Raw genomic sequence first — 16,161 nt, 5'->3', positions numbered from 1 at the left:
AAACTGAAATTTGCTTGGTTTTTTACTTTAATTCATTATTTTCATATGTCCAAATGGATAATAAATTGCCGCTAATTCTCCTAATACATCTGCTTTATCAATGAGTCCTAAACCATTTCTACTATCTCTGCTTATTAAGCGATTATCTCCCATAACAAAAATCTTATTTTTAGGAACTGTAATCGGTCCAAAGTCCTCCGTTAAATTCATAAGTTTTTTTTCAGCTTGTTTTTTATTACTATACAAATACGCTTCCTCTATTACTTCATGATTCACATATAATTGATCATTTCTCACCTCAATAACATCGCCAGGCAAACCAATAACCCTTTTCACATAAAAATTATCTGTCTTTACAACAATAATATCTTCTCTCCCATAACTTTCAAATTGCTTTGCCAACTTATTCACAATCACCTTATCCCCATCTTGTAATGTTGGCTTCATAGACGCCCCTTTTACAGTCGTAGGAAAAAACACGAAAATTTTCGCCAAAAACACGAGCAAAAAAGCAATTGCAATTGTTCCAAAGAATTCACGCAAACGTTTTTTCTTTTGCATCATTCCACCATCTCATCATCTTTTTACTTTTATTATAAAGACTTCAACTATGTATTTTCCACAAAATTCTGAATTATACAATTCTAATATTACAAAAATACAAATAATAATATTCAAGTATTATTTTGATATAATATATCTTGCATTTATCATTATATTTTTAGTTACTTAGGAGGACTTTTTCTATGAAAGTTATGCTTAAAAATGAAAATACCGGTCAAATTAAACAAGCAAAAATTGGTTTTAGTTGGACTGTATTTTTCTTTGGTTTCTTCCCTGCTATATTCCGTGGAGACTGGAAATGGTTTTTAATTATTTTAGTCGCTAGTATGTTTACATTCGGATTCTCTAACTTAGTCTTCTGCTTTATTTACAACAAGCTTTACATCAATGATTTATTATCCCAAGGTTATAAAGCAGCAGATGAATACAGCCTTTCTGCTCTACAACAAAAAAATATTGTAGCATAGTAACAAAAAAGATACCCTTCAAATAGTCTATCCACTATTCGAAGAGTATCTTTTTATATTCCCACATATACAATACACATTTGAGCCGCTACATATGTAAACCAAATCCAAAGTGGTTCATACTTTAATTTGCGCCCTCCAATATCTGTCACGCCAATAATAAAATCAGAAATGACAAATAGTAAGCCACCAAAAGCTGGTATCCACCATATTCCTGTATTCTCATAGTATAAGGCGAACGCAAAGCAAGCCATTCCTCCAACCCACAATCCGTAAATTAGCGCTCCTATCGTAAACAATTTATCTTGTTTCTCATTTCGAATAAAGAAGAACCATCCTATAATGAGAAAGAGTCCGTATACGAGTAAACCAATCCAAAAACCATTCCATGAAATGCCTGTTTGCAAAAATGCCTTTACATAAAAACAATGCGCAAGCGCGAAAGTAATCATCCCTCCAATTAGCCTGTGACCAATTGGAATTAAACCTGCCATAAATAAATCCCCTACAGTTGATAACGTCATACCTAGTGCAACCCACGTACTATAATCTACTGATGGATCTTGTAACCATATCCAAATTGCACTTGCTGTTAACGAAAAACTAAGAATAAGGCGCACCGCTAAAGGTAACGGCATATTATTTCTTGTCTTTTTTGTCTGTCCTACTGCGTACATTGCACCAATTAAAAAAAGAATGATTTGTGCAATTAACACCATATAAAGTAGATTCATAATATGTTCTCCTCAATAAATACTTTTTGTATCTTTTTTCGTGACACCTAGTCTATTATCCTTTTTCTATATAAAAAAAGAAGAACAGCACTGTTCTTCCATTGTAATCGTTTTCTCGTTATCTATGCTACTTGTTTTTCTTTCTCTATTTTCTGCTTAGCTGGCACCCGATTCACCACAATAATTCCCACAGCTACACACGCTAAACCGAATAATACAAACGAATGAATTGCTTCGCCTAAAATCATGCTCGATAATAACACACCAAATACAGGTATAAAGAACATGTACATTGATACTTTTCCAACCTTGTTGTACTTCATAATTGTATTCCAAATGCAAAATCCTGCTGCGGATAAGAAAGATAAATAGATAAGCATTAGTATTGCATGTATACTAAATGTAAATGGCATAACTCCAACTTGCAAAGCCCCTATACATAATAGTCCGATAGAACCAAAAATCATTTGGTAGGCTGTCATATAGCCAATATCTAATGTTTTACTACCTTCTTTCGCCAATATATTCCCATATGAATACAACATTGCTGCACTCAGAAGTAATAAGCTACCGATTCCGAAATGGAATGACAAACTACCATCACTCGGCACATTTACTAAAATGACACCACAAAATCCGATAGAGACTCCAATTATTTTTCTCATATTGAGCGCATCGTCTTTATATAAGAAGTGCGCGAGTAAAATTTGAAAGAATGATGATGTTCCTGAAATGATAGCTCCTTCAATACCAGAACTATAGCTCATTCCAATATAAAAACATATATATTGAAGAAATGTTTGAAATAAACCAATTTGTACTAACTGCTTCCCCGTTCCTTTTTTGAAATTCATATCTTTTCCTAACGCTTTAAAGAAGAATAAAAGCATAACCCCAGATAAAAAGAAACGATAGCCAGCAAATAATATTTGCTCTCCAACTTCTTGTGGCTGAATTCCAAGTTCAGCATAACTTAATTTAATAAAAGGAAATGCACTTCCCCATAAAAAAGTTGCTACTATTGCAGCGATAAATACGCCAATCGGATGGGTAAAAAATTTCTCTGTCTTCACTTGTTGTCTTCCTTTCCGACCTTTTTATGAACAGTATTCATATATACCAAAGGAATTGAGAAAACACAAGTTTTCAGTTTCTAAACAAACAAAAACATATCATCTAACGAAAACATATGCTATACTATAGAATAATTATAACATAATAACTATTAAAATCAGTTTCAACAGAAATGCTGCTATCCATTACGGATGGCAGCTTTCGTCGTTTTATAGGGGTTTCGATTTTGATTATTTTTCTCAATAAGAATTTGGAAGGAGCGAGTAGTAATGAACTCAGAAGTAAAAACATTACAAGTACAAAAGTCTATTTCTCATCCCTCTTTATGGGATACATTAAAGAAACATTATGAACTTATATTTGCAATCGCATCTGGTATTTTCATTTTAGCTGGTTGGTTATTCACAAAGAACGATGTAATGAATGTAGGCATTACTTGCTATATCCTTGCTTATATAGTTGGTGGATATGCAAAAGCAAAAGAAGGTATTGAAGATACAATTGAGGAGAAAGAGCTAAATGTCGAAATGCTTATGCTCTTTGCTGCTATCGGCGCTGCAATCATTGGCTATTGGGCAGAAGGCGCGATTTTAATCTTTATCTTCGCACTAAGCGGTGCGATGGAATCTTATACATTAAGTAAAAGTCAAAAAGAAATTTCAGCGCTTCTTGATCTACAACCTGAAGAAGCATTACGTATTTCAAACGGAACTGAAGAACGTGTTCCTGTTGGACGATTACAAATTAACGACATTATTCTAATTAAACCAGGTGAGCGCGTTCCTGCTGACGGTACGATTCATAGCGGTGAAACAAATATCGATGAGGCAGCGATTACTGGTGAACCTATTCCAAATGAAAAAAAATATGGTGATGAAGTATTTGCTGGTACTGTAAATTTACGCGGTGCTATCGAAGTTACAATTACGAAGCCGAGCGATCAAACATTATTCCAAAAGATTATCCGTCTCGTTCAAAGTGCACAGAGTGAAAAATCACCATCACAACTATTCATCGAAAAGTTTGAAGGAACATATGTAAAAGGTGTACTACTCGTTGTTGCGCTTATGATGTTCGTCCCTCATTTCTTACTGGATTGGAGCTGGAATGAAACGTTTTATCGCGCTATGATTTTACTTGTAGTCGCATCTCCTTGTGCACTCGTTGCTGCCATTACACCAGCAACGTTATCTGCTATTTCTAACGGCGCAAGAAACGGAATTCTCTTTAAAGGTGGCATACATTTAGAACGTCTCGCTTCAGTAAAAGCAATTGCCTTTGATAAAACAGGAACATTAACAGAAGGAAAACCTACTGTAACAGATGTATATGTTCGAGAAAATATGACAGAAAAAGAAGTACTTTCTATTACAGCAGCAATTGAAAGTCACTCTACACACCCTTTAGCTGAATCTATTGTGAAATATGCAAAACATGCGTATGACATTACATTAAAAAAACCAGAAAACGTCGAAGATGTAACTGGTTTTGGGCTAAAAGGAATATTCGAAAACAAAGCTTATAAAATAGGTAAAGCTGATTTTATCGGTGAAGAAACAAAGACATTTCATAACGGTATTTCTGCCTCACTTGAAAAAGAAGGTAAAACTGTCGTTTATATTAGTGATGAGGATGGCATCCTTGGACTTATCGCTTTAAAAGATACTCTTCGCCAAGAGACAATAGCTGCTATTCGCGAATTACAAAGCATCGGTGTCGAGGCCATTATGATTACTGGAGATAATGAAGAAACAGCAAAGGCTATTGCCTCTGAAAGTAACATAAAGGAGTATTACGCATCATGCTTACCAGAAACAAAGGTTGAAACGATTAAAAAGCTAAAAGAAAAATACGGGACAGTAGCAATGGTCGGAGATGGTATAAATGATGCCCCTGCACTCGCTACTGCTAGCATCGGTGTAGCGATGGGAGAAGGAACAGACGTAGCTTTAGAAACTGCAGACGTTGTACTTATGAAGAACGAGTTATCTCGACTTTCACAAGCAATCCGCTTATCAAAACGAATGAACCGTATTGTAAAGCAAAACGTAATCTTTTCACTAGCTGTAATTACAATGCTCATTTGTTCAAACTTCTTACAATTTTTAGCTCTTCCATTCGGTGTTATCGGGCATGAAGGAAGTACGATTCTTGTTATTCTGAATGGCTTACGATTATTAAAAGGAAATAAATAAAAACGGGTCCCTCATAGAGGACCCATTTTTTTCTAATGGTAGCTATTATGCCCGTTCGCACTACCACTCGTTTTATGCTTTGGATGCGAACTACTCTTTTGTTTATTGTTATTTTTATTGTTGTGATTCTTTTTATTATTACTCATGAAATATCCCCCCTGTTCCCTATTATTATGGAACAAGAGCTCACTTTTCATTACGGGAATTATTGTCACCCGTCCTATAATGATGGAGTAAACCATTAATTTCACCGCCAAGTAAAATTACCCACCCAGTCAAGTAAAACCATAACATTAAAATAATAATACCACCGAGACCACCATATGTATTGGCGTAATTCGCAAACTTATCTACATAATAAGCAAATGAGTACGATACCACAATCCATCCTACAGTAGCAAATGTTGCTCCTGAAATGACTTCTCTTCTTTTTAATTTTCGATCTGGTGCAAATGTATATAAAAAACTAAACAATGCAAATAACACGAAGAAACTCGCTACTAAACGTGTAATACTCCACACGTAAGAAAAACTATCCGATAAACCAATTGCTTTAAATACAGCTGCCCCAATGACTTGTCCAAACACTGGAACAATTAGTGCAAACACAATCATAAAAATAATCGCTAATGTAAATACAATTGATAACGCCCTCGTTTTAATAAAAGAACGTGTTTCCGTTACATCATACGCACGGTTAAAAGCATTCATCACCGCATTTACACCATTTGAAGCAAACCATAGCATTGATAATAAACCAAATGATAATAAACCACCATTTTGCTCATTTACAACTTTATCAACGTTTACTTCAATTAAAGACATTGCATCTTCGGGTACGTACGGTTCTAATAAGTTGAGCACACTTTCTGTTTGAAGGTCAATGAATCCAAGAAGCGTAATTAAGAAAACAAGCCCAGGAAAAATCGCAAGCAAGAAGAAATAAGCGAGCTGTGCTGCCAAGCCCGCTACATCATCGCGCATCGTCCGGTCATACAAATCTTTACCAAACGAATAAGTACGATTTCTTCTCACCTTTTCTAAAATTTTTCTCATATATGTTTAAACGCTTTTCTTCTCTTCTTTATCTTGCTTCAACTCAATGTACGCTTCAGTTTTTTTTTCCTCTACATTAGAGTCTTTCATAAATAGTTCACGCGCTTCTTTCATACCGCCATCTTCAGCAACTACTGGCTCTTCTTCTGCTTTCAGTTCATCTACTTTTGGAGATACAGCTTGAATTTCAATCGTTTCTGGCTTCTCTGCTGGCTCAACTTTTTTCTTACTAAAAATTTCTTTCGTTTCTTTTAACGTCTCTACAACAGATGGCGTCAATTTTTTAATTTCTGCAACTTTCGCTTTCACTACATTTAAATCAGCAAGTTCGCGCCCTTTATCTGTAACAGTTTGTACTTTTTCTTTGATCTTTGCATTTTCACCAATTTCAATCATTTTAGTTTTTGCTTTTTCTGCAGTATTTTTTACTTTTTCACGGTTTTCTTTCTTCAACATAGATACAGCTACACCTGCAGCTACACCAATCGCAATGTTTCGAGCAATGTTATTTTTCTTTGCCATATTCCTTCACCCTTTCATTTCATATGTTAGAAAGTATTTCTTTCTAAGCTTCCTCATATTCCTTGTTCATTTCGAATGAAAGCTAATAGCTTTGCACACCCTTCTGTTACAAGGTCATATACTTCTTGGAAATTCCCTGTATAGTAAGGGTCGGGAACGTCTGTCCAGCCACCGTCTGGAACAAAATCGGACAGCCTACCAATATAGCCTCCAGTTTTACCTAAACTTTTTAAATCTGCTATATTCTTGTTGTCCATGGCAATAATATAATCAAACTTTGTTAAGTCTTCTTTTTCTACTTGCCTTGCTTTAATTCCTTCAAAAGTGACTGCATTTTCTTTTAAAATTTTTTGTGTTCCTTTATGTGGCGGATGGCCAACATGCCAATCTCCAGTTCCTGCAGAATCAATGACAATTTTCTCTTCGAGTCCCTCTTTTACGACAAGATCTCGAAAAATCGCTTCTGCCATCGGAGAACGGCAAATGTTCCCAAGACAAACAAACAATACTTGAACCATATTTTGTTTCTTCCCTTCTTGGTGCATTTCTTTATATATACTTATAGTATAAACAACCAATTATTAAATATAAAGGAAATCCCTACTAATTTAATAGGATTGAAAAGATTCATTAACGAAAATGATAAAAAATGTTAAGATAACCTTATGTTATTTTAAAGGGGGACACTTCGGTGGATTTATCCGTAAAGTCAGAAGAAAACGTTGAATATATGGTCGAAGCTATTAAAGAAAAATTACGTATGGTTAATGCTGGAGCGATGAGAGCTGCTAGCTTTAATGAAGAAATGTACGAAGACTTACGTGACATTTATGAGCATGTTATGAAACGTGAAACATTCAGTATTAGTGAAATGCAAGCTATTACAGAAGAATTAGGTACATTAATTAAAAAGTAAAAAGCCTCCTTATGAGGCTCTTTTTTATTTCCAACAAATTCATGACAACTCTTCTCTTTCTCTCAACCAACTGTAAAATATTGTACAATAGAAGCAGAACCTCACCTTAGATTTTTTCTCCATACATACTACTCACAAATAATAGCAACACTACCATTGCTAACTGTTTTTACTGGAGGTGCTTACTTATGAGCAATTGGTACAGTAAGACGAAAAATCAAACATTAATCGACTTAGAAACAAATGAACAACACGGTTTAACAGATGAAATCGTAAATGAACGTTTAAAGCAATATGGTTTTAATGAATTAGCTACAAAACAAAAACGCACTTTATGGCAACGTATTTTCGCCCAAATTAATGACGTCCTCGTATATGTCCTTATTATTGCTGCTCTTATTTCAGCCTTTGTAGGTGAATGGGCTGATGCAAGTATTATTGCACTCGTTGTAGTTTTAAATGCTGTTATCGGTGTCGTCCAAGAATCGAAAGCAGAACAAGCTTTAGAGGCATTGAAAAAGATGGCGACACCTAAAGCTATCGTCAAGCGAGATGGTGAACTAAAAGAAATTCCATCTGAGCACGTCGTTCCAGGTGATATCGTTATGCTCGACGCTGGAAGATATATCCCATGCGATTTACGCCTTATCGAAACCGCAAATTTAAAAGTTGAAGAATCTGCTCTAACTGGTGAATCTGTCCCTGTTGATAAAGATGCAATCTACCACCCTTTCATGCAAAGTGATGAACAAGTACCACTCGGTGATCAAAAAAACATGGCCTTTATGTCTACCCTTGTAACATACGGAAGAGGCGTCGGTGTTGCTGTTGAAACTGGAATGAACTCACAAATTGGTAAGATTGCTACCCTGTTACATGAAGCAGACGATGATATGACACCACTTCAAAAAAGCTTAGCACAAGTCGGAAAGTATTTAGGCTTTGTTGCTGTAGCTATTTGTATCGTGATGTTTCTCATCGGCTTTTTACAAGGACGAGATACACTAGAAATGTTTATGACTGCTATTAGTTTAGCCGTTGCAGCTATTCCAGAAGGTTTGCCAGCTATCGTTTCCATCGTTCTTGCAATTGGTGTGCAGCGTATGATTAAACAAAATGTTATCATTCGGAAACTACCAGCTGTCGAAGCTCTCGGTTCTGTCACAATTATTTGTTCAGATAAAACAGGTACGTTAACACAAAATAAAATGACCGTTACTCACTTTTATAGTGATAACACATACGATCAATTAGAAAATTTAAATGTAAATAATGATGTGCAACGTCTATTGTTAGAAAACATGGTGCTATGTAACGATGCGTCTTACAACAATGAGTCACAAACAGGAGACCCGACTGAAATTGCTCTTCTCGTTGCCGGAAGCACTTTTAACATGCAAAAAGATCATTTAGAAAAAATACATGAACGTGTTAATGAGCTACCTTTCGATTCAGATCGTAAAATGATGTCAACTGTACATACATTCGATGAAAGCTACTATAGCATGACGAAAGGTGCTATCGATAAACTCTTACCTCGATGTACCCACATATTGAAAAACGGTAAAATCGAGGTTCTAACAGATACTGATAAAAATCAAATATTAAAAGCTGCCGGGGCAATGTCTCAAGAAGCTTTAAGAGTACTTTCATTCGCATTTAAACAATACAATTCAAGCGATGTCGATATAAATCATCTTGAAGAAAACCTCATCTTTATTGGTCTTGTCGGTATGATTGATCCACCGCGAACTGAAGTAAAAGATTCCATTACAGAATGTAAAAAAGCCGGTATTCGCACAGTTATGATTACTGGTGACCATAAAGATACTGCCTTCGCCATTGCCAAAGAACTTGGTATTGCTGAAGACATATGTGAAATTATGATTGGAACTGAATTAGATAACATTTCAGATACAGAACTAGCAAGCAAAATTGATCACTTACATGTATTCGCTAGAGTCTCTCCAGAACATAAAGTAAAGATCGTAAAAGCATTACGTGCAAAAGGCAATATCGTTTCTATGACTGGTGATGGCGTCAATGACGCTCCATCTTTAAAACAAGCAGATGTTGGCGTAGCGATGGGCATTACAGGAACAGACGTTGCAAAAGGGGCAGCGGATGTCGTATTAACAGATGATAATTTCTCATCTATCGTGAAAGCTGTTGAGGAAGGTAGAAACATTTATCGTAACATAAAAAAATCAATCCTCTTCCTACTCTCTTGTAACTTCGGAGAAATTATCACTTTATTTTTAGCCATTTTACTCGGCTGGGCAACACCACTACGACCTATTCACATTTTGTGGGTAAATTTAATTACAGATACGCTGCCCGCATTATCACTTGGGGTTGATCCTGAAGATCCTGATGTGATGAAGGAAAAACCACGACATGCGAAAGAAAGCTTATTTAGCGGTAGCGTTCCTTTCCTTATTTTCAATGGAGTTGTCATTGGACTTTTAACGCTAATAGCCTTTATCGCCGGAGCAAAGTTCTATACTGGAGATACAAATTTATTCCCTCTTTTCCCAGAGCGAATTGATGAGGATGCTCTATTACACGCTCAAACGATGGCATTTGTCGTTCTTAGTTTTTCTCAGCTCGTTCATTCATTTAACTTGCGTTCAAGAACGAAATCAATTTTTTCAATTGGGATTTTTACAAATAAATATTTAGTCTTCTCCCTTCTTATCGGTGTTCTTATGCAAGTTTGTATCATCTCCATTCCGCCCCTTGCAAATATATTCGGTGTGCATGCATTAACGCTGCGAGATTGGGGATTTGTTCTCTTATTAAGTATCATTCCGCTTGTTGTAAATGAAATCATTAAATTAGCGAAGAAAAACTAAAAGGCAATGAGAACTATTCCTCATTGCCTTTTCATTTATCCCTCTATTCACCGGGCAGTAAACATCCGATCGGTGAAGGCTAATAATCAGCGGGAATGAACAAAACCCCACTGATTAAAGTTTCACTTTATCCTTGTAATTCTTTTTTAATGTTCTCAGTTAATGTAGCCATACGTTTGCGACTTTCTTCACGCTCACGTTTGTTTTGCTCTTCAATTTGTTGTGTTTCTTGCATACCTCTTGAAATAATGTTCCAAGTTTCCTCAAGTGTTTCCATCTTAATACTAGAAGAACCGGATAATCTCGCTACTTCCACACTTTGCGTTGCGATATTTTGTGCATTTTTCTTAAGTAATTCATTTGTACGGCGATCCAGTTCAGCCATAGAATCTGCAACAAGCTTTTGACGCTTCGCATTTACCGCTTGAATGATACCATTTTTAAAGATAGGAATCGTCGTAATAAATGCCGTATTGATTTTACCAATTAACTTATTATTACCACGTTGTATCATTCGAATTTGTGGTGCTGTAAGTAACGCAACCATACGCGCTTTTTCTAAATCATCAATACGCTGTTCTAAAATTTCAACAGAGTTTTTAAGCGACTCTAATTCAATACCTGCTAATTGATCGTTATTACGTACACGCTCTTCATACATGGGAACTAACTCTGTATTTAAACGCTCTAATAACATTTCTCCTGCTACTACGTATTTTTCTAAGTCTAAATAATATTTTAAGTTTTGCTCATATAAACCATCTAACGTACCAATTGATTTTTTCATTTCATCTTGATACTTCGTAATTTCCACATACACTTTATCAATTTCACGGCCCATCGTTTGATACTTGCTAAAGATTTGTTCAATCATTTTATCCGCTTTTTTGAACATACGTGAGAAGAAACCACTTTTCTCTTCCGCAAAGTCTTTGCTATCGAATCGGTCCATAATTTTACCAAGCTGTTTTAATAATTCACCAGAATCTTCTATCTTTGATAATGACATCGTATGTAAAATTTGATCAGCAAAACGTGAAATTTCCATAGAAGGTTCTTTTCCAAGTTCAATTAATTCTAATTGATCTTTAATATCTACCGCATTATAAATACGTTGTACATCCGCATCTTGTCTAAGTTGCAAGCGAACATCTTGTGCTGTTTGCTCATTTAATTCTGTTTTCGAATCTAGTACGACTGGGTTATTCATATGGTATTCTCCCTTTCCTTATAAAAATGGACGAAATAGTCCTTTTATTGTTTGTGATAAATTTTTATAGGCTGATGAACCATGAAACTCAAGATCGAAATTAACCTCTTCAAGCCAATGTGAATCAAATGCCCCCGCTTCAATATACGGTTCAATATCGTTTCTTCCCGTTGGATTGAAATGGAATACATCTACTCCAATTTGATTTAAAAATAGTAATAAAACAGCATCAGAACGAGTTAACTCTCCACTCTTCTCATTATTAAATATAACAATTTTCGGTACATCTTGTGAATAATCAAATTTCTCAAGCTGTTCTAAAATATTCGGTGGTATTTGAGAAAGTTGCGCGAAAACATATAGCGCTACATCTTGTTTCGTCTCTTTTGCAATTGGTTTACACATTTCACTTTCACACGTATGGATAATCGCTTCTGCAATACCATGTTGTAATCCTTCCGGCAATCGTTTGTGCGGCCACCAATGACTGTTCATAATTAAATCTGGATGCAATTTTCCCCCGCGGTCTAATGCATCTCGATAATGGTATTGGAAATTTGCTTTTTGTTCTTTCGTAAACGGAAATGTATTAATTAATAAACTGTTATCAAATGATGTAACAGCCTTTAATCGCTGAAAATACTCTTTATCATTCTTTGAAACACCTGATATTTTCGCAAATAGGGATGGAATATAAATGTGTTTATTTTCAACAAAGAATGTCGGGCGTACAAACGCCTTTTCTTTCGTAATTAAAAATAGTTCATCGTATGTTGTTTTTAATGTACGTGCTACAGGTGTATATGAACGGAATTGCCACGGCTTGTATAATAGTGAATTATCGTGGTGAAGTACTTGTTCAATTTCTTTTGAAGCTTGATATGCCACTGTTGCAACACGCTCGCGGCGGCGATCTGGAAATGGCTCAAGAGAAATACGACTTGGATGAGACACAATAAAACTTCTTCCTTCCTCATCAACATTCTCAAATCCATCTTTTCCTTCTGGGTGATAATAAAGTACATCGCAGCCGAGCATAATAAGAAAGTATAAGAAATATATACGGCTTTCCTGTGCATCACCGTACCAAACAATACGCGGCATTTGTTTCTTATAGTTAATCGTAGAGAACCACTTCGCTACGTAATTTTCGCTTAATTTAATCATGTCGATTAAGAAACGACGGAAGCCTTCTGTCTTTAGAGATTGATTATGTTGTTTCTCATATAATTTCAATACAGAAATAAATGTTGTATGTATATAATGCTGTAAATCAGGATTGTCTACTTTCGGTAAAAGTTGTTTCCCAGATAAGTGTGCCACTAGCCTATTTACTGTTAGACCATTTGGTGCTTCTTGATGTAATCCGAACACTTCTTGAATGTGACGAAGCTTTTCTGAATCAATCACTTTATTTAAATTTTGTTCGTGTAAAACTTCAATTCCTTTCGCTTCACTATAATCAAACAGTTCATTAAAATATTCATCTACATCGTTTGGAACGCCAAGGATTCGACATGCTATATAACTAAATTTCATCTCATTCTCTGTCAGCTCATATTGTGGGCGTTTTTCTAAAAGTGTTTCAAATTGCTTTAAATCTGATTCATCTTTTAATGCATATGGTTGAAGTGTAAAACGTGAAAACACAACAGTTCACCTCCAAAAACATTTACTTTTTTCTAAGTCTTCCTTCTATTATAAACTATTTTTGGTTATAAAAAATGGGCGCTCGTAAAACGAGCAAACCCATTTCAATTATTTATTGTCTTCCTTAGTAGCTGCAACTTCTTCTTTAGCTTGTCCAGAATTCTTCATGTAGTGAAGTATAAATGTTGCTCCAAATGCTACAACTAAAATAATGAAGAACAATGTATGACTTACTTCAATATGAATAACAGACAGTAACATTTTTGCTGCAATAATTAAAATTAAAATATATGCTGTCGTTTCAAGTTCTGCAATACGCTCTAACAATTTTAAGAATACACCAGCGATACCGCGCATCATTAAAATACCGAGCATTCCACCTAATAATAGAATCCAAACTTCATTGGATACACCAAATGCAGCAAGTACGCTATCTACAGAGAATGCGATATCCATTAATTCAACCATCGCAACTGTTCCCCAGAAGACACCAAACATTCTGAAGAGAATACTGTTTTGGTTCATACCATGAGCTTCCTCTTCTTCTGCATTACCTTTTCTTTTATCAATGAAGTATTTAACTGAAAGCCACGCTAAGTAAAGTGCACCTAACACTTTTACCCATGCTAATTTAATTAAGAACATTCCAATTCCAATTGCAATAAATCGGAATACATAAGCTCCAATAAGTCCATAGAATAATGCTTTTTTACGTTTTTCTTCCGGAAGGTGTTTTACCATTACTGCTAACACAAGTGCGTTATCAGCAGATAATAACCCCTCAAGTACAACAAGTGTACCAATTAATCCCCAAGATACTGGATCCTGCAACACTTTAATCCACATGTCCAAGTCGAAAAACTGAGCATACGTATCAAGGATTCCTTGCAAAATACTCATCTTACCTATATCCCCTATTCTTTGCTAGATTTATAGAAAGGTCAAAAAAAGGAAACGAATATCGTTTCCTTTCTATGCATCCAAGCCATACGCTCTTACAAGCGCACCTAAACCACCTTGGAATCCACTTCCTACTGCATTAAACTTCCACTGTCCATTATGACGGTATAATTCACAAAAGACAACTGCTGTTTCGATAGAGAAATCTTCCCCTAAATCGAAGCGAAGAACTTCTTCATTCGTTTCTTCGTTTGCTAAACGAACGAAAGCATTTCCTACTTGTCCAAAGTTTTGACTACGGCCTTCCGCATCATAAATCGTAACTGTAATAGCAATTTTGTGCACATCTGCTGGAACTTTCTTCAAATCTACAACAAGTTGCTCATCGTCGCCTTCACCTTCACCTGTACGATTATCTCCTGTATGTAGAACAGATCCACAAGGAGACTGTAAATTGTTATAGAAGATAAAATCAGTTTCCTTCGTACATTTTCCGTTCACATCTAATAAAAAGGCAGATGCATCTAAATCGAAATCAGCTCCACCATCATAAGACTTAATATCCCACCCAAGACCAATTACCGCCTTTGTTAAACCAGGGCTTGTCTTACCTAAATCAATCTTCTGTCCTTTTTGTAACTGAATAGCCATTTATGTTCACCTCTATATTTTTATCTTAAAAAATATATCCATCAGTAAACATCTGTTTTACCGACGGATATATCAATCTATTACTCTACATCTAAACCGAAATTATTACATAGAGACGCTAATCCACCTTGGAATCCACTTCCGATTGCATTGAACTTCCATTCACCTGCATGACGGTATAGTTCACCTACTACTACCGCTGTTTCAATAGAGAAATCTTCTCCTAAATCGTAACGAATTAATTCTGCATTCTTTTCTTCATCTAGAATACGTACGAAAGAGTTAGAAACTTGTCCAAAGTTTTGGCTGCGTCCTTCTCCATCGTAAATTGTGATTGTGAAGCAAATACGTTCAATATGTGCAGGTACGTTTTTCAAATCTACTTTGATTGATTCGTCATCACCTTCACCTTCGCCTGTTCTGTTATCTCCTAAATGCTCTACAGCACCATTCGCACCTTTTGGGTTATTATAGAAGACAAAATCCTCTGCTCCTGAAACTTTACCGTTAGCACCTACTAAAAAGATACTAACATCTAAATCAAAATCAGCTTGTCCATCATAACGATTTGTATCCCAACCAAGTCCTACAAGAACTTTTGAAAGACCTGGATTCGTTTTTGTTAAGTCTACCTTTTGTCCTTTTTTCAATGAAATTGACGCCATATACAATTCCTCCTCAGTTTATATTATTGATAACGTGATACAATCTCACTTAAGTTTTTATCTTGCGTGCCTTCTCCAACAGCTGAAAACTTCCATTCACTTCCGTAGCGATACATTTCACCTGCAATTAGAGTCGTTTTGCCAGCATAATTATCCGATAAATTATAGCGTGCTAATTCTTCGCCTGTTTGCGGGTTTTGAATACGAATATATGCATTACGAATCATCCCGAAATCTTGACGACGATTTACACAGTCATAAATATTTACAACGAATACTAAACGATTAATACGGCTCGGAACTTTATGTAATTCTACGAAAACTGTTTCGTCATCACCAGCGCCTTCGCCTGTTAAATTATCTCCTGAATGAATAATACTACCACAAGTAGAAAGCTTGTTTCCGAAGTAAACTAAATCGTTTTTATTTAAAAAACGATCCCCTTCTAACATAACAACAGATGCATCACAATCTACATTTGGTTTACTTCCAAATAATGAAGACAGAAATCCACCTGATTGCCCAATTGGATCCCAGCCTAAGCCAACCTGTAGTTTTGCTACTTTTGGTTGTCCTTTCGTTAAATCGATCTTTTGACCTTTTTCTAAAATAATAGGCATGCAGTTTCTCCCTTTCTACAAAGCATTTTCCAAATCGGAAAATATTGTATTCTTCCCTTATATTGTAGCATTATTTACCTAG

Annotated in this window: 16 protein-coding genes; 4 read left to right on the top strand and 12 right to left on the bottom strand. The window is 35.6% G+C overall.

The window, feature by feature from the left end; all coding sequences use genetic code 11:
• Window positions 1-27 precede the first annotated feature (27 nt).
• Window positions 28-564, bottom strand: a complete 537-nt coding sequence (gene lepB, locus ACTFRS_RS23410) for a signal peptidase I (RefSeq protein WP_074615177.1) — start codon at window positions 562-564, stop codon at window positions 28-30.
• Between the two features lie 182 nt (window positions 565-746).
• Here lepB and ACTFRS_RS23405 point away from each other — a divergent pair, with 182 nt between their 5' ends.
• A complete protein-coding gene (locus ACTFRS_RS23405) occupies window positions 747-1,031 on the top strand; it encodes a hypothetical protein (RefSeq protein WP_000867043.1) in 285 nt (94 codons plus the stop codon).
• A 53-nt stretch (window positions 1,032-1,084) separates the two neighbouring features.
• On the opposite strand, the gene ACTFRS_RS23400 is transcribed toward ACTFRS_RS23405, so the two are convergent.
• Window positions 1,085-1,765: a lysoplasmalogenase gene (locus ACTFRS_RS23400; RefSeq protein WP_139869498.1), complete on the bottom strand. Its 681-nt coding sequence runs from the start codon at window positions 1,763-1,765 to the stop codon at window positions 1,085-1,087.
• Window positions 1,766-1,887: 122 nt separating this feature from the next.
• On the bottom strand, window positions 1,888-2,838 hold the full coding sequence (locus ACTFRS_RS23395; RefSeq protein ID WP_139869497.1) for a DMT family transporter: 951 nt from the start codon (window positions 2,836-2,838) through the stop codon (window positions 1,888-1,890).
• 270 nt (window positions 2,839-3,108) lie between these two features.
• On the opposite strand from ACTFRS_RS23395, the gene ACTFRS_RS23390 reads away from it, so the two are divergent.
• Entirely contained in the window at window positions 3,109-5,034 is a 1,926-nt protein-coding gene (locus ACTFRS_RS23390; RefSeq protein WP_139869496.1) for a heavy metal translocating P-type ATPase, read from the top strand.
• A 186-nt stretch (window positions 5,035-5,220) separates the two neighbouring features.
• Here ACTFRS_RS23390 and ACTFRS_RS23385 read toward each other — a convergent pair whose 3' ends face one another.
• Genes ACTFRS_RS23385 through ACTFRS_RS23375 form a run of 3 tightly spaced genes read right to left on the bottom strand, consistent with a single transcriptional unit; the run spans window position 5,221 to window position 7,130 of the window.
• Entirely contained in the window at window positions 5,221-6,090 is an 870-nt protein-coding gene (locus ACTFRS_RS23385) for a YihY/virulence factor BrkB family protein (RefSeq protein WP_001226530.1), read from the bottom strand.
• Between the two features lie 6 nt (window positions 6,091-6,096).
• The gene (locus tag ACTFRS_RS23380) at window positions 6,097-6,612 is read right to left on the bottom strand and encodes a DUF4075 domain-containing protein (RefSeq protein WP_001085393.1); all 516 of its coding nucleotides are present in this window, start codon (window positions 6,610-6,612) and stop codon (window positions 6,097-6,099) included.
• A gap of 53 nt (window positions 6,613-6,665) precedes the next feature.
• Window positions 6,666-7,130: a low molecular weight protein-tyrosine-phosphatase gene (locus ACTFRS_RS23375; RefSeq protein WP_000250910.1), complete on the bottom strand. Its 465-nt coding sequence runs from the start codon at window positions 7,128-7,130 to the stop codon at window positions 6,666-6,668.
• A gap of 173 nt (window positions 7,131-7,303) precedes the next feature.
• On the opposite strand from ACTFRS_RS23375, the gene ACTFRS_RS23370 reads away from it, so the two are divergent.
• Window positions 7,304-7,528, top strand: a complete 225-nt coding sequence (locus tag ACTFRS_RS23370) for a DUF1128 domain-containing protein (protein WP_000366197.1) — start codon at window positions 7,304-7,306, stop codon at window positions 7,526-7,528.
• A 188-nt stretch (window positions 7,529-7,716) separates the two neighbouring features.
• The gene (locus ACTFRS_RS23365) at window positions 7,717-10,383 is read left to right on the top strand and encodes a cation-translocating P-type ATPase (RefSeq protein WP_440025160.1); all 2,667 of its coding nucleotides are present in this window, start codon (window positions 7,717-7,719) and stop codon (window positions 10,381-10,383) included.
• A gap of 127 nt (window positions 10,384-10,510) precedes the next feature.
• Here ACTFRS_RS23365 and ACTFRS_RS23360 read toward each other — a convergent pair whose 3' ends face one another.
• The 6 genes from ACTFRS_RS23360 to ACTFRS_RS23335 all read right to left on the bottom strand — a co-directional run bounded on the left by ACTFRS_RS23360 (window position 10,511) and on the right by ACTFRS_RS23335 (window position 16,079).
• A complete protein-coding gene (locus ACTFRS_RS23360; RefSeq protein ID WP_001064413.1) occupies window positions 10,511-11,593 on the bottom strand; it encodes a toxic anion resistance protein in 1,083 nt (360 codons plus the stop codon).
• Between the two features lie 18 nt (window positions 11,594-11,611).
• Complete coding sequence (locus ACTFRS_RS23355) at window positions 11,612-13,243, bottom strand: YceG family protein (protein WP_014893340.1); 1,632 nt, start codon at window positions 13,241-13,243, stop codon at window positions 11,612-11,614.
• Between the two features lie 108 nt (window positions 13,244-13,351).
• Window positions 13,352-14,143 carry a TerC family protein gene (locus ACTFRS_RS23350; RefSeq protein WP_440025162.1) on the bottom strand — a complete coding sequence of 264 codons (792 nt, stop codon included), beginning with the start codon at window positions 14,141-14,143 and terminating at the stop codon, window positions 13,352-13,354.
• Window positions 14,144-14,215: 72 nt separating this feature from the next.
• A complete protein-coding gene (locus tag ACTFRS_RS23345; protein WP_001007531.1) occupies window positions 14,216-14,794 on the bottom strand; it encodes a TerD family protein in 579 nt (192 codons plus the stop codon).
• 80 nt (window positions 14,795-14,874) lie between these two features.
• On the bottom strand, window positions 14,875-15,459 hold the full coding sequence (locus ACTFRS_RS23340; RefSeq protein ID WP_000146723.1) for a TerD family protein: 585 nt from the start codon (window positions 15,457-15,459) through the stop codon (window positions 14,875-14,877).
• Window positions 15,460-15,482: 23 nt separating this feature from the next.
• The gene (locus ACTFRS_RS23335; protein WP_001121591.1) at window positions 15,483-16,079 is read right to left on the bottom strand and encodes a TerD family protein; all 597 of its coding nucleotides are present in this window, start codon (window positions 16,077-16,079) and stop codon (window positions 15,483-15,485) included.
• Window positions 16,080-16,161 lie beyond the last annotated feature (82 nt).

Source organism: Bacillus cereus group sp. MYBK139-1 (genome assembly GCF_051916915.1).
Lineage (GTDB): Bacteria > Bacillota > Bacilli > Bacillales > Bacillaceae_G > Bacillus_A > Bacillus_A pacificus.
This window is presented reverse-complemented; position numbering and strand designations above follow the sequence as displayed.

Bases quoted from the DNA above. Each gene is read 5' to 3' on its own strand.
- lepB (WP_074615177.1), bottom strand. From the start codon at position 564: ATGATGCAAAAGAAAAAACGTTTGCGTGAATTCTTTGGAACAATTGCA.
- ACTFRS_RS23405 (WP_000867043.1), top strand. From the start codon at position 747: ATGAAAGTTATGCTTAAAAATGAAAATACCGGTCAAATTAAACAAGCA.
- ACTFRS_RS23400 (WP_139869498.1), bottom strand. From the start codon at position 1,765: ATGAATCTACTTTATATGGTGTTAATTGCACAAATCATTCTTTTTTTA.
- ACTFRS_RS23390 (WP_139869496.1), top strand. From the start codon at position 3,109: ATGAACTCAGAAGTAAAAACATTACAAGTACAAAAGTCTATTTCTCAT.
- ACTFRS_RS23385 (WP_001226530.1), bottom strand. From the start codon at position 6,090: ATGAGAAAAATTTTAGAAAAGGTGAGAAGAAATCGTACTTATTCGTTT.
- ACTFRS_RS23380 (WP_001085393.1), bottom strand. From the start codon at position 6,612: ATGGCAAAGAAAAATAACATTGCTCGAAACATTGCGATTGGTGTAGCT.
- ACTFRS_RS23375 (WP_000250910.1), bottom strand. From the start codon at position 7,130: ATGGTTCAAGTATTGTTTGTTTGTCTTGGGAACATTTGCCGTTCTCCG.
- ACTFRS_RS23365 (WP_440025160.1), top strand. From the start codon at position 7,717: ATGAGCAATTGGTACAGTAAGACGAAAAATCAAACATTAATCGACTTA.
- ACTFRS_RS23360 (WP_001064413.1), bottom strand. From the start codon at position 11,593: ATGAATAACCCAGTCGTACTAGATTCGAAAACAGAATTAAATGAGCAA.
- ACTFRS_RS23350 (WP_440025162.1), bottom strand. From the start codon at position 14,143: ATGAGTATTTTGCAAGGAATCCTTGATACGTATGCTCAGTTTTTCGAC.
- ACTFRS_RS23345 (WP_001007531.1), bottom strand. From the start codon at position 14,794: ATGGCTATTCAGTTACAAAAAGGACAGAAGATTGATTTAGGTAAGACA.
- ACTFRS_RS23340 (WP_000146723.1), bottom strand. From the start codon at position 15,459: ATGGCGTCAATTTCATTGAAAAAAGGACAAAAGGTAGACTTAACAAAA.
- ACTFRS_RS23335 (WP_001121591.1), bottom strand. From the start codon at position 16,079: ATGCCTATTATTTTAGAAAAAGGTCAAAAGATCGATTTAACGAAAGGA.